Below are 21,581 nucleotides of genomic sequence, written 5' to 3' on the forward strand. Positions count from 1 at the left end.
ATTGTACCGGATCGTCAAAGCGAATTCGCCACATCGGATGCCCGCCAAGAGACGGGTAAGCCCCTGCCGTCAGCAACTTCAAAGTGCGTACCGGGGCGCCAACGCCCCTGAGCGCTCGCGTACGGCGCAAACCCGCTGCACGTATGCATCTCGGGGCGACGAGGTAAAACCGTCTTCGTAGCCGATGACACGCAATTGACCTTGCACTGCGCTGAGCAGTTCACCCGGCAGCAGCAAGAATGCTGGGTTGGACGGCTTGCCGACAGTTTCGTTTCCGATGGCGAAGGTTTCGTAGATCAGGCGCCCGCCCGGCGCGACTGCCGCCAGCAATTTCGGCCACAGCGGCCGGTGCAGGTAGTTGGTGACCACCACGGCATCGAACACTGCGCCGGCCGCCAATGGCCACGGGCCGCCCTCGATGTCGGCGACGACGGTTTCGGCGATACCAGCTAGGCTTGCCAACGCCGTCGCATCGCGGTCGATACCGGTCACACGCAAACCGTGCGCAGCGAGCCAGCGCGCATGCCGGCCGCTACCGCAAGCCACATCCAGCACGGACGCACCGGCCGGCAATTCGGCCGCCCAGCGCGCCACCCAAGGAGATGGCGCGGCGAGTGTATGCGGATCGAGCACAGCAGTGGACATCAATGGCGTTAGCTGTAGGTCAGGCCCATCGCCTCGCGCACCTCGCGCATGGTCTCTTGCGTGACCTTGCGTGCGTTGTCGCAGCCGTCGGCGATGATGGCGCGCAGCAGTGACGGATCGTCCATGTACTTCTGCGCGCGTTCGAGCATCGGTTGCTGCTCGCGCAGGATGCCTTCGATCACGGGTTGCTTGCACTCCAGGCAGCCAATACCGGCGCTGCGGCAGCCCTTCTGCACCCACTCCTTCGTGTCGGCGTCGGAGTAGACCAGATGCAGTTGCCAGACCGGGCACTTGTCCGGGTCGCCCGGATCGGTGCGGCGCACGCGGGCCGGGTCGGTCGGCATGGTGCGAACCTTTTTCTCGACGCTTTCCTTGTCCTCGCGCATGCGGATGGTGTTGCCATACGACTTGGACATCTTCTGACCATCGAGGCCGGGCATGCGCGACGCTTCGGTCAGCAGCACCTGCGGCTCGGGCAGGATGATCTTGCGGGCGCCTTCCAGGTAGCCGAACAGGCGTTCGCGGTCGCCCATCGAGAGGCTCTGCGATTCGGCAAGCAGCGCGCGGGCCTGCTCCAGGGCTTCGTCCTCGCCGCGCTCCTGATAGGCGGTGCGCAGTTCCAGATACAGCTTGGCGCGCTTGCCACCGAGCTTCTTGGCGGCTTCCAGCGCCTTCTCTTCAAACCCGGGTTCGCGACCGTACAGGTAGTTGAAGCGGCGGGCGACCTCACGCGTCATCTCGACGTGCGGCACCTGGTCTTCGCCCACCGGCACGAAGCCGGCGCGGTAGATCAGGATGTCGGCAGCCTGCAGCAGCGGGTAGCCGAGGAAGCCGTAGGTGGAGAGATCCTTTTCCTTGAGCTTCTCGATCTGGTCCTTGTAGGTCGGCACGCGTTCGAGCCAGCCCAGCGGCGTGCCCATCGAGAGCAGCAGGAACAGCTCGGCGTGCTCAGGCACGCGGCTCTGGATGAACAGCGTGGCCTGCGACGGATCCACGCCCGCGGCCAGCCAGTCGATCAGCATTTCCCACACGGATTCCTCGATCACCTCGGGCGTTTCGTAATGCGTGGTCAGCGCATGCCAGTCGGCGACGAAGAAGAAGCACGGGTATTCGGCCTGCAGCCGGACCCAGTTTTTCAGAACGCCGTGGTAGTGCCCCAGGTGCAGGGCACCGGTCGGACGCATGCCGGAAAGTACGCGATCAGGAAACATGTGGGATGGTAGGTGGAGACTCAGGAATTCAGGAAAACAGCATCTGCAGCGGACTCAGAATCCACTGCAGCAGTTGAAACAGCAGCGCCATGATCGGGCGCATCCAGACGTTGGTGATGACGTTGGAGATGATCAGCGCCATCACGATGAAGAAGCCAAACGGCTCGATGCGCGACAGGCCCAGCGCCATCCGAGGCGGCAGCAGTGCAGCCAGCACGCGCCCGCCATCGAGCGGCGGCAGCGGAAACATGTTGAACGCCGCCATCACCATGTTGACCAGGATGCCTGCGCGCGCCATGCCGATCAGGAAGGGCTCGTTGACGCCGCCTACCGCAAACAGCACCGCCAGCACGCCCCAGACAATTGCTTGGATGAAGTTGGTCGCCGGCCCGGCTAGCGCCACCCACATGCCATGCCAGCGTGGATCGCGCAGGCGGCCGAAACGCACCGGCACCGGTTTGGCATAGCCGAACACGAACGCGCCCTTGGTCGCGAAGTACAGCAGCAGGGGCATCGCAATCGTGCCGATCGGATCGATATGGCGCAGCGGATTGATACTGATGCGACCCATGACATAGGCCGTGTCGTCGCCAAAGTGCTTGGCGACATAGCCGTGCGCCGCCTCATGCAGCGTGATGGCGAACAGGACGGGGATCGCGTAAACCGCGATGTTCTGGATCAGTGTGGGGTCCATAAGCTGGCTATTGTAGCAAGCGCATGCAGCACAATGAGGGCCGTCCGATGCACCCGCCTACAGACCGACGCGGGCCGGATCGCCCCGCCCGAGTCGCACGAGTTCCGGCTCGCCACTGGTCAGGTCGATGACGGTAGTGGGTTCGGCCGGAGCCGGGCCGCCGTCGATGACGAGCTCGAGCTGCTTTTCCAGCCGCTCACGGATGGTCTCGGCCTCGTTCAGCGGCGCGTCATCGCCAGGCAGTTGCAGCGTAGAGGTGAGCAGCGGCTCGCCCAGTTCGGCCATCAGTGCCAGTGGGATCGGGTGTTCCGGTACGCGCAGGCCGATCGTCTTGCGTGACGGGTGAGAGAGCCGGCGCGGCACCTCCTTGGTCGCCTCAAGCAAGAACACGAATGGGCCCGGCGTGGCCGCCTTGATCACGCGGTACTGCTTGTTGTCGACGCGTGCAAACGTGGCCAGTTCAGCAAGATCCCGGCACATCAGCGCGAGGTGTTGCTTCTCGTCGATGCCACGGACGCGGCGCAAGCGCTCCACTGCTGCCTTGTCATCCAGATGACAGGCCAGCGCGTAACAGGAGTCGGTAGGCAAGGCGACCAGGCCGCCGGCACGAATGATCTCCGCCGCTTGGCGGATCAGGCGCCCTTGCGGGGTGGTCGGATGAATCTGAAAGAACTGGGACATGCGGGGCGCTGGGGAGGGTTGGGTGGACGATGGGGTTAAGACATCCACCGGTTCCATACCGGCGTCAGGTTGTCGGGCAGCGGCGGCAGCTCGCCCAGTTCGATGCGGCCTTCGCCCGGGCCGTGGAAATCCGAGCCGCGCGAGGCCAACAGGCCATAGCGGCGCGCCACATCGGCGTAAAGCGCGTATTGATCGGGCGTGTGGCTGCCGGTGATGACCTCGACAGCCTCGCCGCCCAGGTCCTTGAATTCATCAAACAGCGCGCTGTGCTCGACCAGCGAGAGCGTGTAACGGCCCGGATGCGCCATCACCGCGACGCCGCCCGCACCCTTGATCCACCCTATGGCCTCCGTCAGGCGCGACCAGCGATGCGGCACGTAGCCTGGTTTGCCATCGCCCAGGTAGCGGCTGAACACCTCTTGGATATCGCGGCAATGGCCGTGCTCGACCAGGAAGCGCGCGAAGTGGGTGCGAGAGATCATGTCCGGGTTGCCGGCGTAGCTGAGTGCGCCTTGATAGGCGCCCTCGATGCCCAGCTTGGCGAGCGCTTCGCTCATGTCTTCCGCGCGGGCACAGCGGCCCGAACGCGTTCGCTCCAGCCCCTGCACGAGTTCGGCGTTGTCCGGGTCGATGCCCAAGCCGACGATGTGCAGCGTGCGCCCTGCCCACGTGACGGAAATCTCCACGCCCGACAGGTAATCCATGCCAAGCGACGTGGCCGCCTCGCGTGCGGCAGCCTGTCCGCCCACTTCATCGTGATCGGTCAGCGCCCACAGCGTCACGCCATGCGCGGCGGCACGCGCCGCCACGTCTTGCGGCGCGAGCAAGCCATCCGACACGGTGGAATGGCAGTGCAGATCAGCGTTACGGGAGGAAGCGGCGGAAAGATTCGGCATTCCGCCATTTTACTGCTGCGACGCGGGATCGGGGGGCTACCCCCCACCACTTGCCGCCGATCAAGAAAAACCGGGAAGACCCGACTCCCCGTGGCGGTGTTGGCGGCCCAGCGCCTGCTGCGCGCTATAGTGGCCGCATTGTTTCGTTCTCTTCGCTTTGCCATGACTACCGCAGCCACCCTCCCCGCCAATTCCCCCAAGCCGGTCGAACAACGCGTCGACGTGCTCGTGGTGGGCGCCGGGCCGGTCGGCCTGTTTGCGGCGTTCCAGGCGGGTGTGCTGGGGTTGTCGTGCGTGCTGGTGGACGCGCTGGACCGCCCGGGTGGCCAATGCACCGAGCTGTATCCGGAAAAGCCGATCTATGACATCCCTGCGCTGGTGTCCTGCACCGCGCAGGAACTCGTTGACCGGCTGATGGCCCAGTGTGCGCCATTCGAATACCCGATCCTGTGCGGCCGTCGCGCGGAAACCGTAGAAACGCTGGAAGGCGAGCACGGCCGGCGTTTCCGCGTGACCACCAGTGCCGGCGATGTATTCGATTGCGCCGCCGTGCTCATCACCGCGGGCAACGGCGCCTTTGTACCCCAGCGCGTGGCCCTGCCGGAGGCGGCTGCGCTGGAAGACCGCCATCTGCACTACGCCGTGCGCGATACCGCGCGCTTTGCCGGCAAGCGCGTCGTGATTGCCGGCGGCGGGGATTCCGCACTCGACTGGGCGCTGGCGCTGCGCAAGACCGCTGCACGCGTCACGCTGGTGCACCGGCGTGAAGGCTTTCGCGGTGCCGATGCGTCGGTTGCCGAGATGCGCGCCGCCGTTGCCGCTGGCGAAATGGACTTCGTGCTCGGCATGCTCTCGCGGCTGGACAGCACGCTCGACGGCGCGCTCACCGGGGTTGCCATCCGTGGTCGCGAGGGCGAAGTCACCCTGCCCTGCGATGAACTGATTGCACTGTATGGGCTGGTGTCCGAGCCCGGCCCGATCGCCAACTGGGGCGTGGAAATGCGCGCCGGCCGCATCGCTGTGGAAACCACGGCGTATGAAACCTCGCGCCCCGGCATTTTTGCCGCCGGCGACATTGCGCTGTACCCGAACAAGCAGAAGCTGATTCTCTCGGGCTTCCATGAAGTGGCGATGGCGCTGCGCCGCGCATACCGCTATGCCAATCCTGACAAGGCGCTGGTGCACACGCATTCGAGCAACGACGCAGGGCTGCAGACGAAGCTGCATGTGGCGGCAGGTTGAATGACCGCAGCCCCACGTGAAGCGCACGCCGTTGTCATCGGCGGCTATGGTTTCTTCGGGCGGCGTCTGGTCGAGCGCCTATCCGTTCACCCATCGCTGACGGTGACGATTGCGGGGCGGTCGCTTCCGCAGGCACAGGCCCTGGCCGATGCGTTGCAGCCAAAGGCGCGCGCCGCACTACGCCCGGCAGCCATCGACATTCACGCGCCCGACTTCGACGCACATCTGCGAGCCCTGTCGCCCGATCTGCTGATCCATACAGGTGGGCCGTTTCAAGGCCAGGACTACCACGTGGCACGCACATGCATTGCTGCGGGCGTGCACTACATCGACCTCGCCGACGGTCGTGCATTCGTGCAGGACATTGCGGCGCTAAATGATGCCGCCGCGCAGGCCGGCGTGCTCGTTGTCAGTGGTGCCAGCTCCGTACCGGCGCTGTCTGCCGCCGCCATTGATCACCTGACGCACGACATGGCATCGGTGCGCTCCATCGACATCGGCATCAGCCCCGGCAACCGCACAGAGCGCGGGTTCTCGACCATCCAGGCGATCCTGACGTATTGCGGCAAACCGCTGCCCTCTTCGGGCGAGCCTGTTTTTGGCTGGAGCGGCACGTGGCGCCATACCTATCCGGCGCCGGTGGGGGAGCGGCTGATGTCGCCGTGCGATGTGCCAGATCTGGCGCTGTTCCCACAACGCTACGCAGGCACGCCCCACGTGCGCTTTGGTGCGGGGCTGGAGTTGCGCTTCCTGCATCGCGGCATGAACGTGATGGCCGCGCTCGTTCGGGCAGGCGTCATCAAGGATTGGTCGCGCCACACGCGCTGGCTAAAGGCTGTGTCCGACTGGTTCCTAAACTGGGGGTCAGACGTGGGCGGCATGCACCTGCGTGTCGAAGGACTGGACGCCGACGGCACGTTGCGCTCGCGCCTGTGGCACCTGCTGGCCATTCGCGGCGATGGCCCCTACGTGCCAACACTCGCCGCCGCAGCGCTGGTCCGCCGCTTCCTGGAAGGCACGCTGCCGCAGCGCGGGGCGATGCCCTGCGTCGGCCTGCTGACACTGGACGACTTTGCGCGCGAAGCCGATGGCCTGGCAATCACCATGCAAGAGGCACAGGCATGACGGCCTCGCTCTACGAGACAGTACTCGGCGCACAGTACGCACAACTGGCGCCTGCCGTGCAGACATTCCACCGGATGGCCGGGCTGGTGGCCTTGCGTGGCGAGGTCGAGACCGAACCGCCCGCCACCCGCATCGCACGCTGGCTCGGCTGGTGCATCCGCACACCTCGCACGCCGACACGCGGCCCGATCCGTTTCACGCTCAACGCCATGCCCACGGAAGAAACCTGGACGCGCCATTTCCCCCGGCAAACGATGCGCTCCACGCTGTCGCTGCACCGGGGACACATCATGGAGCGGCTCGGCGCCGTGCGCCTGTTCTTTGCGCTGGAAGCGGAGCACGGCATGTTACGGATGCGCCTGGAAGGATTGCGCTTCCTCGGCATCCCCTGCCCCGCGTGGCTACGGCCAGCCGTCGTGGCCGAGGAAACTGGCGATGGTGACCGCTTCCACTTCAACGTGCGCGCCAGCGTGCCGTTGCTCGGCATGGTTGCTGCGTATCGCGGCTATCTGGACCTGACGACGGTGGAGCCCGCATGATCGTCGTCTACGACGCGCACTGCCTGCTGTGCAGCGGCTTCACACAATTCCTGCTGCGACACGATCGACAAGGCGTGTTGCGCTTTGCGTCGATGCAGGGTGAGACCGGACGCCAATTGCTCGCACAGGCCGGCGTGAATCCGGACGACGTTGATACGGTGCTATTCGTGCGCGACGGCCATGCATGGCGCGAAAGTGCTGCCGTGCTGCGCATCCTGCATGTGCTCGGTTGGCCGTGGCGGTTCGCGTGGGCCGGCTGGCTGATCCCGGTGCCGCTGCGCGACGCGCTCTACCGCTGCGTCGCACGCAACCGCTACCGGTGGTTCGGACGTTCCGATGCCTGCATCCTGCCGCCGCCCGACGTAGCGCAGCGATTTCTCGACTGAGGCTTGCGCGGATCAGCCGAGCTGGCAGAACTCCTCAATCAGCATGGCCACCTGTTCTGGCTGATCGTGATGCAGCATATGGCCCGCTTCAGCGATCAACACTTCGCGGAAATCGGGAAACGCTGCAAAGCGCGTCTTGAACTCGGGCAGCGGCATCTCACCCGCAATTGCCTTGAGCGTGGGTGAATCGACGGCCTCGACGTGCAGCACGGGCGCGGTCACGCGGCGCCAGATTTCCATCACTTCGTCCAGGCGATAGAGCTGCGGATTGATGATCTTGTGGGCCGGATCGCCGAGGATTTCCCAGCGACTGTCGGCGTTCTGGCGTGACCAATGCTGCGCGAGGAATGCTGCCTTATCGGCCGGCAGGCGTGGATTGGTTTTCTGCAGGCGCGCAGCGACGTCTTCCACCGTGGCGTAGGTGTTCAGACGCGGCTTGTCCTTCAGCTCATCCAGCCAGCGCGCATAGCGGCGCGGCGCCTGCGAAGCCTTGGAAGCCGTCATGCCGAAGCCCTCCAGATCCACTACGCGGCGCACGCGCTCGGGCCGGATGCCGGCATACAGACACACCACGTTGGCGCCCAGGCTGTGGCCGACCAACGTGACCTGCCCTTCCGGCTGGTAGTGATCAACGATGGCTTCCAGATCGGCCACGTAATCGGCAAACCAATAGCTCTCGACGCCGGGGGCGTCCGTCGAGCGGGCCGACTCACCGTAGCCACGCCAATCCGGGGCCACGATGTGCCAGCGCTCGCGCAGCGCATCCACCAGAAACTGGAACGACGCCGACACATCCATCCAGCCGTGGAACAGGAACAGGATGGGCGCGCCGGGCTCGCCCCATTCGCGGACGTGATAACGCAAGCCGCGCACATCCAGGTAAGTCGAGCGGGAGGCTTGGCGCGTGGCCAGTTGCGTGGTCGAGTTCATGGTTGCCATCATCAAATAATCGAACGATCGTTCTTTTCCGATGATTATAGCGACGATGACCTAACCGCGTGCCGCTTAGAACGAGGCTTCCAGCGCGGCGATCTCGTCGTCGTCGAAACCGGCCTGGCGGCGCGCTTCGAGGTTAAACGGCCCGCGCAGGCGCGGCGCACCGTATTGCTCGGCCAGCTTGCGGTAGGTGGGCACGGGGTCGAGCCCCGCGCGCTCGCACAGCCAGCGGTACCAGCGGTTGCCCACCGCTACGTGGCCGATCTCGTCGCGCAGGATGATGTCGAGGATGCCCGCCGCCGCCATATCGCCTGCCTGCGCCAGCTTGGCGCGGATCGGGGGCGATGCGTCGAGCCCACGGGCCTCCAGCGTACGCGGCACCAGCGCCATGCGGGCGAGCGGGTCGGCGGCGGTCTTCTCGGTCATCTGCCACAGGCCATCATGGGCGGGGTGATCACCATAGCGGCAATCGAGCGTGCCCAGATGCGCCGACAGCAGCGAGAAGTGTGTCGCCTCCTCCGCTGCCACGCGCATCCAGTCCTGGTAAAAGGCAACGGGCATGCCGGCAAAGCGCCATACGGCGTCAAGCGCGAGGTTGATGGCGTTGAACTCGATGTGCGCGAGCGCGTGTAGCAGCGCGGCGCGCCCGCGCGGCGTATCGATCGCCCGTCGGCGCGGCACTTCGGAAGGCGGCACGAGAATCGGCGTATCAGGTCGGCCGGGGATACCCACGGCCGGCGCAGCGATCACTTCATCGGCACTCCAGGCTGGGGCATCCGCGATTTGCGCGCGCTCGCCCAGGCGCAAGGTGGCGTCTACCTTGCTGACGGGGTCAGTGATGCACAAGGCGGCCAGGGCGGCGTTGCGCAGGGTATCGGCAGGCTGGGAGGCGGGCTGGGAAACGGTCATCAGCGTACAATTCGGGCTTTCCGCCATTTTAATTCGACGCATCGGCCTGCCCCACCCGGCAGGCTTGAAGACGCGCGCTTTTTCCCCACTTATTGGCCCACTCAGGCAGATTCTGGAGACCGATCGCATGGCCCTCTACCAACTCGGCGACGTTGCCCCGACCATTGACGAAAACGCCTACGTGGCACCCGAAGCGACCGTAATCGGCCGCGTGGAGCTCAAGGCGCGCGCCAGCGTATGGCCCGGCGCCGTCATCCGCGGCGACAACGAGCCGATCACCGTGGGCGAGGCCAGCAACGTGCAGGAAGGCTCAGTCCTGCACACCGACCCGGGCTGCCCGCTGAACATTGGCGACCGCGTGACGATCGGCCACCAGGCCATGCTGCACGGCTGCACGATCGGCGAAGGCTCGCTGATCGGCATCCAAGCGGTGGTGCTCAATCGCGCGGTAATCGGCAAGAACTGCCTGGTGGGTGCGGGTGCGATCGTCACCGAAGGCAAGGTCTTCGAAGACGGCACGCTCATCCTGGGCGCGCCCGCCAAGGCCGTGCGCAAACTGACGGAAGACGACATCGCCAAGATGCACCTGAATACCGAGACGTACGCGGTGCGCCAGGCGATGTACAAGCAGCAACTGAAACGGATCGATGGATGACTGACGAGCTGAAGAAATTCGTATTTGACGCCGCGCCGGTGCGCGGTGAACTGGTGCGCCTGGAAGGCACCTGGCAAGAGGTCCTGCGTCGCCGCCACTACCCCGCCCCGGTCAGCACACTGCTGGGCGAGATGATGGCGGCCGCCGCACTGCTGTCAGCCAACCTGAAGTTCAACGGCGCACTGGTCATGCAGTTGCACGGTGACGGCCCGGTGCGCATGGTGGTGGTGGAGTGCAACTCCGATATGTCGATGCGCGCGACCGCCAAGATTGCCGAAGGCGCCGAGATCGCCGACGACGCCACGCTGGCCTCGATGGTCAACGTGCATGGCCACGGCCGCTTTGCCATCACGCTGGATCCTCACGACAAGCTGCCGGGCCAGCAGCCATATCAGGGCATCGTGCCGTTGGCGGACGAGAACGGACCGCTCTCCAGCATGACCGAAGTGCTTGAGCACTACATGCAGGCCTCCGAGCAGCTCGACACGCGTCTATGGCTGGCTGCCGACAACAAGGTCGCCTCGGGTATGTTGCTGCAGCGCCTGCCCTCGTATGGCGGCGCCATGGAAGGCCGCCCCGACCGCGAGCCGGCGCAGGTGGGCGAGACCGGCCAGCCGCTGCACAAGGACGTGCAGGAGCAGGATCTCGATACGTGGGAACGCGTCTGCCAGCTCGGCAAGACGCTGCGCCGCGAAGAACTGCTAGAACAGCCGGTCGACACGCTCATCAAGCGTCTGTATTGGGAAGAGATGGAAGCCGCCGGCATCCGCATGTTCGAGCCGCTGACACCGCACTTCCGCTGCTCGTGCTCGCGCCTGCGCGTGGGTGCCATGTTGCGTACGCTCGGACAGCCCGAGATCGACAGCATCCTGGAAGAGCGCGGCAAGGTGGAAATCGACTGCGAGTTCTGCGGCCAGCACTACATCTTCGACGCCGTGGATTGTGCGCAGCTCTTCGCGCAGGAGACCGTCGCACAAGCAGTCCAAAGCGCACCCGACCAGCGCCATTGAACGCGGCGACATAGTATGAAGAAGCGTGGCGCGCGGCACTTATCGCTGCCGCCCACGCTCTAAGTCGCCAGTTCCCTCATCTGCCGCATGCCGCGGAGTGCATCATGTCTGAGCCCATCACCCGGTCGTTGAATCTGCCCCGCGCTGGCGCGCTTCTGCTGCCCATCGTGGCAGCCGTGTTGGCATCGGCATGCGTTGCCGTTCCGCGTGGTCCGGGCGGTACACCCTACACCGCACGCCTGCCCGCAGATGCGCAAGCCCCTGCGCCCGCGACACTATCCGCGGAAGAACGCAAGAAGCTGGATGACTTGAACGCCAAGGCACTGCGCGAATCCGACCAGGCAATCAAGCGTGACGCCGAAGCCCGCGCCTACGCGGCCACGCCCTACTACGCCCCGTATCCGTACTACGGCGGCTATTCGGTCTACTACGGCAGTGGATGGCGCCACCACGGTGGCTGGGGTGTCAGCTACGGCGCACCCGTCTGGGGCTATCCGTACTACTGGTAAATCCGGAAGTGATGCCTGAAGCGGGCGCGGCCAGAACGGCGCGTTCACCAAGCAGGCTCAATGCTCAATGATGGGTTTTCTGCCCTGCCGGAGGCGGCGGGGGCGGAGGTGTGTCGCTGGTCTTCGGCGCCGGTGCCACGAACTGCACGAAGCCTTCGTCGTCCTTGACCATCCCCAGCTCATAGCGCGCGCGCTCTTCGATAGCGCCCGTGCCATCCCTCAGGTCCTTCACTTCGCCTTCGAGCTTGACGTTGCGCTGCTTGAGATCAGTGTTGTGCTGATTCTGCGCGGTCACCTGCTTCTGCATGTCCCAAACGCGCAGCCAACCGCCCTTACCCAGCCAGAGCGGGTATTGGATGGCAAGCAACAACAGCAGCAGGAACAGCGTAATCAGGCGCATACGGTCAGGCGTTGGCGATACAAGCCACAAATACCACGCGACCGCCACAGTGGCGGTCGCACGGTCATCCGAGGCAATTTCCGCACAAAAAGTGCGAAGAATTATCGCAGGTTATAGAACGCCGACTTGCCCGGGTAGCTGGCGATATCACCGAGGTCTTCCTCGATACGCAGCAGTTGGTTGTACTTGGCCATACGGTCCGAGCGCGACAGCGAGCCGGTCTTGATCTGGCCAGCATTCGTGCCCACAGCGATGTCGGCGATGGTGCTGTCTTCGGTTTCGCCCGAACGGTGCGAGATCACGGCGGTGTAGCCAGCACGCTTGGCCATTTCGATGGCGGCGAACGTCTCGGTCAGCGTACCGATCTGGTTGATCTTGATGAGGATCGAGTTGGCGATGCCCTTCTCGATGCCTTCCTTCAGGATCTTGGTGTTGGTGACGAACAGGTCGTCGCCCACCAGTTGGACCTTCTTGCCGAGCTTGTCGGTCAGAGCCTTCCAGCCCGCCCAATCGCTTTCGTGCATGCCGTCTTCGATCGACACGATCGGGAACTTGTCGGCCAGGTTCGCCAGGTAGTTGGCGAAGTCTTCCGACGACAGTTGCAGGCCTTCGCCTTCCAGGTGGTACTTGCCGTCCTTGTAGAACTCGGACGCGGCGCAATCCAGCGCCAGCAGCACGTCTTCACCGGCCTTGTAGCCAGCCTGCTCGATGGCCGACAGGATGGTGTTCAGGCACTCTTCGTTGCTGGCGAAGTTCGGTGCGAAGCCGCCTTCGTCGCCCACGGCGGTGCTCATGCCCTTGTCAGCCAGGATCTTCTTCAGCGCGTGGAAGATCTCGGCGCCGCAGCGCAGAGCTTCGCGGAAGCTCGACTGGCCGACCGGCATCACCATGAATTCCTGGATATCCAGGCTGTTGTTGGCGTGTGCGCCACCGTTGACGATATTCATCATCGGCACCGGCATCTGCATCGCGCCCGAACCGCCGAAGTAGCGGTACAGCGGCAGGCCAGCTTCTTCAGCAGCGGCCTTGGCCACGGCCATCGACACGGCCAGCATGGCGTTGGCGCCCAGGCGACTCTTATTCTCGGTGCCGTCCAGGTCGATCAGGGTGCGGTCCAGGAACGCTTGTTCCGAAGCATCCAGGCCCATGATGGCCTCGGAGATTTCGGTGTTGATGTGCTCGACGGCCTTCAGCACGCCCTTGCCGAGGTAGCGCGACTTGTCGCCGTCACGCAGTTCGATGGCTTCGCGCGAGCCGGTGGAGGCACCCGACGGCACAGCGGCGCGACCCATCACGCCCGATTCCAGCAGCACGTCGCACTCGACGGTGGGGTTGCCGCGCGAGTCCAGCACTTCGCGACCGATGATATCTACGATGGCACTCATGAAAATCCCTCTTGGTGTCTTTAAAGCAGGTGAAGCAAGTGGCCGGGGCTTAAATGCCTTCGACCACGATCATGTTCATCTTCGCGGCCTTCTCGCGCGATGCACGGGCGGCCCGATATTCCTCGCTGTCATGGAAGGCCTTGGCTGCCTCATAGCTCGGGAACTTGAGCACGACGATGCGGGTGGGGTTCCACTCGCCTTCCAGCGACTCGGTCTTGCCGCCGCGCACCAGGGGCTCGGCGCCATGCACTTGCATGGCCTTGGTCGACAACACCTTGTATTGCTCGTATTGCACGGGGTCCGTCACGTCCACGTACGCGAGGATGTAGCCAGCGGCCATGTGTCTCTCTCCGGATGCTGAAACGAAAACTGAGCTGAAAACGACAGCGGCGGCTGGTGGAGCCGCCGGTCGTCGGGGGAAATCAGTCGAACTGATTTTCCAGGAAACCGCTGCGCTTGGTGAGCGCATCCAGTTCTTTCAGTACTGACAGCAAGTCTTTCATGCGGCGCAGCGGCACGGCATTCGGGCCGTCTGATTTTGCGCATGCGGGGTCCGGGTGCGTTTCCATGAACACGCCCGACACGCCCGTGGCGATGGCCGCGCGGGCCAGCACCGGCACGAACTCGCGCTGACCGCCCGAAGTGGAGCCCTGGCCGCCCGGCAGTTGCACCGAGTGCGTGGCGTCAAACACCACCGGAGCCCCCGTCTCTCGCATGATCGCCAGCGAGCGCATATCCGACACGAGGTTGTTGTAGCCGAACGAGGCACCGCGCTCGCACGCCATGAAGTTGTCTTCCGGCAGGCCGGCATCGCGGGCAGCGTGACGTGCCTTGTCGATGACGTTCTTCATGTCGTGCGGCGCGAGGAACTGGCCCTTCTTGATATTGACGGGCTTGCCGCTCTGCGCGCAGGCGCGGATGAAATCGGTCTGGCGGCACAGGAACGCCGGCGTCTGGAGCACGTCCACAACGCTGGCCACCGGCTTGATCTCGTCGATCTCGTGGATATCGGTCAGCACCGGCACGCCCACCTGGCGACGCACTTCCGCCAGGATGCGCAGGCCCTCTTCCATGCCCAGACCGCGGAACGAGGCGTCCGACGAGCGGTTCGCCTTGTCGAACGACGACTTGTAGATGAACGGAATGCCCAGCGCGCCCGTGATCTCCTTGAGCGTGCCGGCGGTGTCGATCGCCATCTGCTCGGATTCGATCACGCAGGTGCCGGCAATCAGGAAGAACGGTTTGTCGAGGCCGACTTCGAAATCGCAGAGTTTCATGATGTTCCCGTGCGCTTACCGCTTAGGCGACAGCGCGTTGCGTAGTCTGCTGGTGATGTGCCAGCGCGGCTTCCACGTAGGCCTTGAACAGCGGGTGGCCGTCACGCGGCGTGGAGGTGAATTCCGGGTGGAACTGCACGCCCACGAACCACGGGTGCATCGACGCCGGCAATTCCATGATTTCCGGCAGGTTTTCCGACGGCGTGCGGGCGGAGATGATCATCCCGGCCTTTTCCAGCTGCGGCACGTAGTGGTTGTTCACCTCATAGCGGTGACGATGGCGTTCGTTGACTTCCGCACCGTAGATCGTCGCCGCCTTGGTGCCCGATTGCACCGGCACGCGCTGCGAACCCAGGCGCATCGTGCCACCCAGGTCAGAATCCGCCGAACGCTTTTCCACGCGGCCGTCACGATCCAGCCACTCGTTAATGAGCGCTACCACCGGGTGTTCGGTCTCGTCGTTGAATTCCGTGCTATTGGCGTCCTGCATACCAGCCAGATGGCGGGCGAACTCGATCACGGCCAACTGCATCCCCAGGCAGATGCCCAGATACGGCACACCCTTTTCACGGGCGTACTGGATCGCGCGGATCTTGCCTTCCGTACCGCGCTTGCCAAAGCCGCCTGGCACCAGAACAGCGTCCAGCGAGTCCAGTACCTGCGTGTGGCCCGACTCCAGCTCTTCGGAATCGATGTACTCGATGTTGACGCGCGTCGAGGTGTGCAGGCCGGCGTGGCGCAGCGCCTCGATCAGCGACTTGTACGACTCGGTCAGGTCCACATACTTGCCGACCATGCCGATGGTGATCTCGTGCTGCGGGTTCTCCTGCGTGTGCACCATGTGTGCCCACACCGACAGATCCGCCGGCGGCGCATCAATGCGCAGCTCTTCGCAGATGATGCGATCCAGCCCTTGCTCGTTGAGCATCTGCGGGATCTTGTAGATGGTGTCGACGTCCCACACCGAGATCACCGCGTCTTGCGGCATGTTGGCGAAGAGCGAAATCTTTGCGCGCTCATCGTCAGGGATCGGGCGGTCAGCGCGGCACAGCAGCGCGGTCGGCTGCACGCCGATTTCGCGCAGCTTCTGTACCGAGTGCTGGGTCGGCTTGGTCTTCAGCTCGCCGGCGCTGGCGATAAACGGCACCAGCGTCAGGTGGATGAACGCAGCCTGGTTGCGGCCCAGGCGCAGGCTCATCTGACGCGCAGCTTCCAGGAACGGCAGCGATTCGATATCGCCCACCGTACCGCCGATTTCCACGATCGCCACGTCGGCCTTGCCGTCGTGCGACGCGGCAGCACCGCGCTCGATAAACGCCTGGATTTCGTTGGTGATGTGCGGAATGACTTGCACCGTCTTGCCCAGATACTCGCCGCGACGCTCCTTGCGGATCACGGATTCGTAGACCTGGCCGGTGGTGAAGTTGTTCGACTTGCGCATCTTGGCCGAGACGAAGCGCTCGTAGTGGCCAAGATCGAGGTCGGTTTCTGCGCCGTCCTCGGTCACAAACACCTCGCCGTGCTGAAGCGGGCTCATCGTGCCCGGGTCGACGTTGATGTAAGGATCGAGTTTGAGGAGGGTGACTTTGAGGCCGCGCGACTCAAGAATGGCCGCGAGCGAGGCGGCGGCGATGCCCTTGCCGAGTGAGGACACTACGCCACCGGTAACGAATACGAACTTGGTCATGACCTAGCTTGCCGGGGAAAGCCGGATTATAGCAAAGGTGCCCTGCCCAATCCGTGACAGATCGGTGGAATTTGCCGCAGATGTCCTCGCTTAGGCGGCGTGCCGCATGGCGCCTGCGTTGGCGCGCATTTCATTGATCAACTGGCGGATCAACCCGGCGGTTTCCAGCGGCTTTTCCATCGGATACAGGTGGCTGCCCTCGATCCAGCGCAGCTTGCTGCCGACAATGCGCCGGGTTGCACCCAGGCCCACTTGCCGAATCTCACGCGAGCGCGTGCCGGCCACGAAGCTGACCGGGAACGGGGTGCCGCCTGCGACCTTGCGCCCCATGTTGGTCGGCAAGGTACGGTAGATCTGGTACTCGATCTCGCGCGAGAAACGCAGCGTGCGCTCGCGGTCGCGGCCGGTAGGCTCAGTGCCGTGCTCGACGTAATCGCGCAGCACGTCTTCGTCCCAGCGATCGAACTTGCGCTTGGCTTTGAAGTGGCTCCAGACCGAATCGAGATCCGGCCACAGGTTACGGCGATTCTTGGTAGCGGCGGCTGGCGACTGACTCTCGTCAATGTCGAGCCACTGGGCAACGCGCAGCAGCTTGGCACGCCAGCCCGCAATGATGGGCGAATCCAGCATCAGCACGCCTCGCACGCGCTCGGGCCTGCGCAGCGCTGCCATCAAGCTCAGGAAACCACCTAGTGAGTGGCCGACCAGCCAGACCGGCTCGGGTTGCGCGTCAATTTCCGCCAGCAACTCCTTCACCAGCCCCGGCCACGACCGCGTCACCGGAAAGCGCGGGTCATGGCCGAAGCGTTCAACGGCGTGGATGTCGAATTCGTCATCCAGCATGCCAAACATCTTGCGATAGGTGCCGACCGGAAAGCCGTTGGCATGTGAAAAAAGAATCACGTCACGCATCGAACCCGCTCCCGCCTGGCGCTCAGTGCGAGTCTTGCGAACCGCTACCAGCCACGCGCTGGAGCGTCGACACCTGCTCAAGCACCGGGCCGGGCGCACGCTCCGGCTTGGCCGGCGCATCTGCCGCCGGCGGGGCAATGCGCACAGGCTCGACCTTGGTCGAAGGGTGTCCCTCGCGGCGCAGCGGATGCGCCGGACTGGTATGCGTCTCCCAATCCGGGTCGTCGATCTCGGCAAACACCTGGCGCAAGCGCTTGCCCCACGTGCCGCGGATCATCGCGAAATACGGGTTCTCTTCGTCAATCGCCACGAAGCGCGTCACGCGCAGCGAATCCGTTTCGTAGACCAGCAAATCAAGCGGCAACCCCACCGAAATATTCGACTTCAGCGTCGAATCCATCGAGATCAGCGCGCATTTTGCGGCCTCGTCCAGCGGCAACCCGGGGGAGACCACGCGGTCGATGATAGGCTTACCGTACTTGGCCTCGCCGATCTGGAAATAGCAGTTCTCGGGCGTGGCCTCAATGAAGTTGCCGGCAGCGTAGACGTTGAACAGGCGCGGACGCTCAGCGCCGATCTGCCCGCCGAAGATGATGCTGACATTGAAGTCGATCTTGGCCTTGGCCAGCGCCGCCGCATCCCGGTCGTACACCTCGCGCACGGCTTCACCAACGATGGTGGCGGCTTCAAACATATCGCGGGCCGTCCACAGTGAGCGCGGCTTGTCGCGCGCCTCGGTCAGCACCTGGCGCACAGTCTGGCTGATGGCGAGGTTGCCGGCAGTCAGCAGCACCATGACGCGATCACCTTCGCGCTCGAAGACGGTCATCTTGCGGAACGTGGAGATGGCGTCGACGCCCGCGTTGGTGCGGGAGTCCGACAGGAAGACCAAGCCAGCGTCCAGGCGCATGGCAACGCAATAAGTCATGGGAGCAGCGACAAACGAAATCAGTGGGTTGCAAACATTCTAGCGTGTTGGCCGCAAGCCTTTGACACGCTTGGAAGCGGCGCTCAGTTCACTCAAGCAGCCTCGTCAGGTAGTGGCTCGATCGAGATGCTGACGTCCAGCGTCTCCGCGCCACCACCCTGGCGGATCCCGCGGATCGGCGCGGCGGATTGATAATCGCGGCCGACTGCCAGACGGATATGGCGCCCGTCGGTAAAGCACTGGTGCGTCACGTCGATGCTGCACCAGGTGTGTGATTCGGCATCCAGGCAAACGTCAGCCCAGGCGTGGCTGGCGAGGTCTTCCTCACCGACCGCATGGAAATAGCCGCTGACATAGCGTGCCGGCACGCCCAGCGCACGACAGCACGCCACCATCACCTGCGCCTGGTCCTGACAAACGCCGGCGCTGAGGTTGAACGCTTCGGCTGCAGTCGTGCCGACGTCGGTGGCGTTAGGTTTGTAGCGCACGCGTTGCGCGATGGCGCAGGCGAGGCGCAGCGCTGAATCGGCATCCCCGCGCACCAGCGCATGCTCGCGCGCGAAATCGGCCATCTCGGGCGGCGCGGAAGTCAGCGGCGTGGCGCTCAGAAAGTACAGCGGCGAGACGCGGTAGCGCCCTTCCCCAGGTGCATCAGTAAAGCTGCGACTGCCCGGCGCGGCGGATGGGAATGCCTCGACGATACCCCGGGCGTCGATGGTGACGTCGTCCGTGCGGTTGCCCAAGGTGAAGTGATGCACCACGTTGCCGAAGCCGTCGGTGGCACGCGTCAGGTTGCCAGGCGCCTGGATCTGCCAGTTGTCCACCTGTTGAAGCGGTCCGCTGCGCGGGGTCAATCGCAGCTCATGCACGCTGTGGCGCAGCGGCTCGGCATAACGGTAGACCGTCGTATGTCGAATTTGGTATTTCACGATGGTGCGAGCGCTGCCCGAAAGCAACGCCCTGATGTATACAAAATGCCCCGCGCGTCACACTGCATCGAGCGGCACCAGGAAGTCCTGGCTGATGCCGTTGCCCAGATCACCAATGCGCTCCAGGAAATTGGTCAGCCACGGGTGCAAGCCGACCGCAAAAATATCTTCGATGCGGGCGTACCGCAGGTCGGCATGCAGTTTACCAGCGCGTCGCTCCGTCTCTGAGGACTGGCTGTTACGTACGGTGGAGAGGATCGCCACCACTTCATCCATGCTGGCCAGCAGCGAGCGCGGCATGTCGCTGCGCAGGATCAGCAACTCGGCCACCCGCGTCGGCGTGATGATGTTGCGATAAATCTTGCGGTAGACCTCGAAGCCCGACACCGAGCGCAGCGTGGCGGCCCAGTGATAGAAGTCCCCCTGCTCTGCGGCGGCTTCATCGCGCGTGGGCGTGGACTGGAATTTCACGTCGAGCAGCCGTGCGGTGTTATCAGCGCGCTCCAGGAAGGTACCCAGACGCATGAAATGGAAGGCGTCGTCCGTGAGCATGGTGCCGACCTGCACGCCGCGCGACAGGTGCGAGCGGAACTTGACCCACTCGAAGAACTGCGACGGATCATCGCGCAGCATGCCCTCGGCCATCAGGCGCTGCACGTCCAGCCAAGTGGTGTTGATGGTCTCCCACACCTCGGTCGTGATGGAGCCGCGCACGGCCCGGGCGTTCTCGCGCGCGCCGCGTAGGCAGCTCATGATCGACGACGGGTTGGTCATGTCGCGGACCATGAAGTCGATCACGTCGTCGCGCGAAAGCAAGCCGTAGCGTTCATCAAAAACCTGCGTCAGCTCGGAGATATCGAGCATCGCCCACCAGCCCTGCTCCGCCACTTCTGCCGATTGCGGCAGCAGCGAGGTCTGGTAGTTCACGTCGAGCATGCGGGCGGTGTTCTCGGCGCGTTCGGTGTAGCGCGCCATCCAGAAGAGGTGGTCTGCAGTGCGGCTGAGCATGGCGATCCCTTTTACGTATTCGATTGATCGATTGAAGGTTTCGATAACGAGCGAGCCTTCAGCGCTCCAGCACCCACGTATCTTTTGTCCCGCCGCCTTGCGACGAGTTGACCACCAGTGAGCCCGCCCGCAGCGCCACGCGCGTCAAGCCACCCGGCACCATGCGTACATCCTTGCCCGACAGCACGAACGGCCGCAGATCGATATGGCGCGGCGCGATGCCGGCGTCCACATAGGTCGGGCAGGTCGACAGCGCCAGCGTCGGCTGGGCGATGTACTGATCGGGACGCGCCTTCACCACCTCGCGGAACGCGGCGATCTCCTCCTTGGTAGCCGCCGGACCGACCAGCATGCCGTAGCCGCCCGCGCCGTGCGTCTCCTTCACCACCAGTTCGCCCATGTGGTCGAGCACGTACTGCAGGTCATCCGGCCGGCGGCACATGTAGGTCGGCACGTTGTTCAGGATCGGCTCCTCGCCCAGGTAGAAGCGGATCATGTCGGGCACGTACGGGTAGATCGACTTGTCGTCCGCCACACCGGTACCGATGGCATTGCAGATGGTGACGTTGCCCGCACGATAGACCGACAGCAGCCCCGCCGCACCCAGCGAAGAGTCGGGGCGGAACACCAGCGGATCGAGGAAGTCGTCATCGACGCGGCGGTAGATGACGTCGATGCGCTGCGGGCCCTGCGTGGTGCGCATGTAGAGGTGGTCGTCCTGCACGAACAGGTCATGCCCCTCCACCAGTTCCACACCCATCTGCTGCGCCAGGAACGCGTGCTCGAAGTACGCTGAGTTGTACATGCCCGGCGTGAGCACCACCACAGTCGGGTCGGCAATATTCTGCGGCGACACACTGCGCAGCATGTCGAGCAGCAAATCGGGATAGTGGGCGACCGGCGCTACGCGGTTGCGCGCGAACAGTTCAGGGAACAACCGCATCATCATCTTGCGGTTTTCCAGCATGTAGGACACACCCGACGGCACACGCAGGTTGTCTTCCAGCACGTAGAACTCGCCCTCGCCGGCACGCACGATGTCGATGCCGGCCACGTGCGCGTAGATGTCGCGCGGCACGTTCACGCCGAGCATGTCTGGGCGGTACTGGGCGTTGTTGTAGATCTGATCGGGCGGAATGACGCCGGCGCGCAGGATGTTCTGCTCGTGATAGATGTCGTGCAGGAAACGGTTGAGTGCGTCCACACGCTGGCGCAGGCCGCGCTCGAGCGTGGCCCACTCACTGGCCGGGAAGATGCGCGGAATGATGTCGAACGGAATCGTGCGCTCGGTGCCGCTGTTCGATTCGTCCTTCTCGCCGTACACCGCGAAGGTGATGCCGACGCGGCGGAAAATGAGATCGGCCTCGGCACGCTTGTTCTGCAGCGTGGTGGCGGACTGCGCGCCCAGCCATTCGGCGAAGCGTCCATAGTGGCCGCGCACCTCGCCCTGCTGGACAAGGGCTGCCGGGGCCGGTTCGGCGGCATGCGGGCTGCGCTCGCCATGCCAGTTGAGCATTTCATCGTAGAACCGGACTGCCATGCTGTTCTCCCCTGACGGACTGCCATGTCGCACGGGTGCACGACATGTGGTTTTTATAGCACAGCGGTTTTAGGCGC

At 64.2% G+C, this 21,581-nt stretch carries 24 protein-coding genes; 7 read left to right on the plus strand and 17 right to left on the minus strand.

Going from position 1 to position 21,581, the window contains the following annotated elements:
• Positions 1–78: 78 nt before the first annotated feature.
• From PI87_RS03110 to PI87_RS03130, 5 genes are read right to left on the minus strand one after another with little or no spacing between them, the layout of a single operon-like run.
• On the minus strand, positions 79–645 hold the full coding sequence (locus PI87_RS03110) for a class I SAM-dependent methyltransferase (RefSeq protein ID WP_039596178.1): 567 nt from the start codon (positions 643–645) through the stop codon (positions 79–81).
• An 8-nt stretch (positions 646–653) separates the two neighbouring features.
• A complete protein-coding gene (locus PI87_RS03115; protein WP_039596179.1) occupies positions 654–1,856 on the minus strand; it encodes a tryptophan--tRNA ligase in 1,203 nt (400 codons plus the stop codon).
• A gap of 28 nt (positions 1,857–1,884) precedes the next feature.
• Positions 1,885–2,550 (minus strand): site-2 protease family protein, encoded by a 666-nt coding sequence (locus tag PI87_RS03120; RefSeq protein WP_039596180.1) that lies wholly within the window; start codon positions 2,548–2,550, stop codon positions 1,885–1,887.
• A gap of 57 nt (positions 2,551–2,607) precedes the next feature.
• The gene (locus tag PI87_RS03125; RefSeq protein ID WP_039596181.1) at positions 2,608–3,231 is read right to left on the minus strand and encodes an L-threonylcarbamoyladenylate synthase; all 624 of its coding nucleotides are present in this window, start codon (positions 3,229–3,231) and stop codon (positions 2,608–2,610) included.
• 35 nt (positions 3,232–3,266) lie between these two features.
• Positions 3,267–4,127, minus strand: a complete 861-nt coding sequence (locus PI87_RS03130; protein ID WP_039596182.1) for a 3',5'-nucleoside bisphosphate phosphatase — start codon at positions 4,125–4,127, stop codon at positions 3,267–3,269.
• 162 nt (positions 4,128–4,289) lie between these two features.
• Between PI87_RS03130 and PI87_RS03135 the strand changes: the two genes are divergently transcribed.
• From PI87_RS03135 to PI87_RS03150, 4 genes are read left to right on the plus strand one after another with little or no spacing between them, the layout of a single operon-like run.
• On the plus strand, positions 4,290–5,369 hold the full coding sequence (locus tag PI87_RS03135) for an NAD(P)/FAD-dependent oxidoreductase (protein WP_039596183.1): 1,080 nt from the start codon (positions 4,290–4,292) through the stop codon (positions 5,367–5,369).
• Positions 5,370–6,494: a saccharopine dehydrogenase family protein gene (locus PI87_RS03140; RefSeq protein WP_039596184.1), complete on the plus strand. Its 1,125-nt coding sequence runs from the start codon at positions 5,370–5,372 to the stop codon at positions 6,492–6,494. It begins immediately after the preceding gene.
• Positions 6,491–7,033, plus strand: coding sequence for a DUF4166 domain-containing protein (locus tag PI87_RS03145; RefSeq protein ID WP_039596185.1), 543 nt, complete (start codon positions 6,491–6,493; stop codon positions 7,031–7,033). Before PI87_RS03140 ends, PI87_RS03145 begins: the two co-directional genes overlap by 4 nt.
• Positions 7,030–7,419 (plus strand): thiol-disulfide oxidoreductase DCC family protein, encoded by a 390-nt coding sequence (locus PI87_RS03150; protein ID WP_039596186.1) that lies wholly within the window; start codon positions 7,030–7,032, stop codon positions 7,417–7,419. The genes PI87_RS03145 and PI87_RS03150 overlap by 4 nt, the downstream gene beginning before the upstream one ends.
• A gap of 12 nt (positions 7,420–7,431) precedes the next feature.
• Here the strand turns inward: PI87_RS03150 and PI87_RS03155 are convergent, their stop codons facing one another.
• Both PI87_RS03155 and PI87_RS03160 read right to left on the minus strand, forming a co-directional pair.
• Complete coding sequence (locus PI87_RS03155) at positions 7,432–8,349, minus strand: alpha/beta fold hydrolase (RefSeq protein WP_039596465.1); 918 nt, start codon at positions 8,347–8,349, stop codon at positions 7,432–7,434.
• A 75-nt stretch (positions 8,350–8,424) separates the two neighbouring features.
• A complete protein-coding gene (locus tag PI87_RS03160) occupies positions 8,425–9,291 on the minus strand; it encodes a ferritin-like domain-containing protein (RefSeq protein WP_039596187.1) in 867 nt (288 codons plus the stop codon).
• Between the two features lie 100 nt (positions 9,292–9,391).
• Between PI87_RS03160 and PI87_RS03165 the strand changes: the two genes are divergently transcribed.
• From PI87_RS03165 to PI87_RS03175, 3 genes are all read left to right on the plus strand, one after another.
• Positions 9,392–9,919 (plus strand): gamma carbonic anhydrase family protein, encoded by a 528-nt coding sequence (locus PI87_RS03165; RefSeq protein WP_021194083.1) that lies wholly within the window; start codon positions 9,392–9,394, stop codon positions 9,917–9,919.
• Entirely contained in the window at positions 9,916–10,929 is a 1,014-nt protein-coding gene (hslO, locus tag PI87_RS03170) for an Hsp33 family molecular chaperone HslO (protein ID WP_039596188.1), read from the plus strand. Before PI87_RS03165 ends, hslO begins: the two co-directional genes overlap by 4 nt.
• Positions 10,930–11,033: 104 nt before the next feature.
• Positions 11,034–11,438, plus strand: a complete 405-nt coding sequence (locus tag PI87_RS03175; protein WP_039596189.1) for a hypothetical protein — start codon at positions 11,034–11,036, stop codon at positions 11,436–11,438.
• Positions 11,439–11,502: 64 nt separating this feature from the next.
• Here the strand turns inward: PI87_RS03175 and ftsB are convergent, their stop codons facing one another.
• The 10 genes from ftsB to PI87_RS03225 form a co-directional block, all read right to left on the minus strand.
• Positions 11,503–11,838: a cell division protein FtsB gene (gene ftsB / locus PI87_RS03180; RefSeq protein WP_039596190.1), complete on the minus strand. Its 336-nt coding sequence runs from the start codon at positions 11,836–11,838 to the stop codon at positions 11,503–11,505.
• Positions 11,839–11,939: 101 nt separating this feature from the next.
• A complete protein-coding gene (gene eno, locus PI87_RS03185) occupies positions 11,940–13,223 on the minus strand; it encodes a phosphopyruvate hydratase (protein WP_004626133.1) in 1,284 nt (427 codons plus the stop codon).
• Positions 13,224–13,272: 49 nt separating this feature from the next.
• A complete protein-coding gene (locus PI87_RS03190; RefSeq protein ID WP_039596191.1) occupies positions 13,273–13,563 on the minus strand; it encodes a DUF1330 domain-containing protein in 291 nt (96 codons plus the stop codon).
• Between the two features lie 82 nt (positions 13,564–13,645).
• A complete protein-coding gene (gene kdsA, locus PI87_RS03195) occupies positions 13,646–14,500 on the minus strand; it encodes a 3-deoxy-8-phosphooctulonate synthase (protein ID WP_039596192.1) in 855 nt (284 codons plus the stop codon).
• A gap of 22 nt (positions 14,501–14,522) precedes the next feature.
• A complete protein-coding gene (locus PI87_RS03200; RefSeq protein ID WP_039596193.1) occupies positions 14,523–16,187 on the minus strand; it encodes a CTP synthase in 1,665 nt (554 codons plus the stop codon).
• A 90-nt stretch (positions 16,188–16,277) separates the two neighbouring features.
• Positions 16,278–17,099, minus strand: a complete 822-nt coding sequence (locus tag PI87_RS03205) for an alpha/beta fold hydrolase (RefSeq protein ID WP_039596194.1) — start codon at positions 17,097–17,099, stop codon at positions 16,278–16,280.
• Between the two features lie 22 nt (positions 17,100–17,121).
• Positions 17,122–18,027 carry a peptidase gene (locus PI87_RS03210; protein ID WP_039596195.1) on the minus strand — a complete coding sequence of 302 codons (906 nt, stop codon included), beginning with the start codon at positions 18,025–18,027 and terminating at the stop codon, positions 17,122–17,124.
• Positions 18,028–18,119: 92 nt separating this feature from the next.
• On the minus strand, positions 18,120–18,956 hold the full coding sequence (locus PI87_RS03215) for a transglutaminase family protein (RefSeq protein WP_039596466.1): 837 nt from the start codon (positions 18,954–18,956) through the stop codon (positions 18,120–18,122).
• Positions 18,957–19,013: 57 nt separating this feature from the next.
• Positions 19,014–19,964, minus strand: coding sequence for an alpha-E domain-containing protein (locus tag PI87_RS03220; RefSeq protein WP_039596196.1), 951 nt, complete (start codon positions 19,962–19,964; stop codon positions 19,014–19,016).
• Between the two features lie 58 nt (positions 19,965–20,022).
• On the minus strand, positions 20,023–21,504 hold the full coding sequence (locus tag PI87_RS03225; protein WP_039596197.1) for a circularly permuted type 2 ATP-grasp protein: 1,482 nt from the start codon (positions 21,502–21,504) through the stop codon (positions 20,023–20,025).
• Positions 21,505–21,581: the final 77 nt, after the last annotated feature.

Source organism: Ralstonia sp. A12, assembly GCF_000801955.1.
Taxonomy (GTDB): Bacteria; Pseudomonadota; Gammaproteobacteria; order Burkholderiales; family Burkholderiaceae; genus Ralstonia.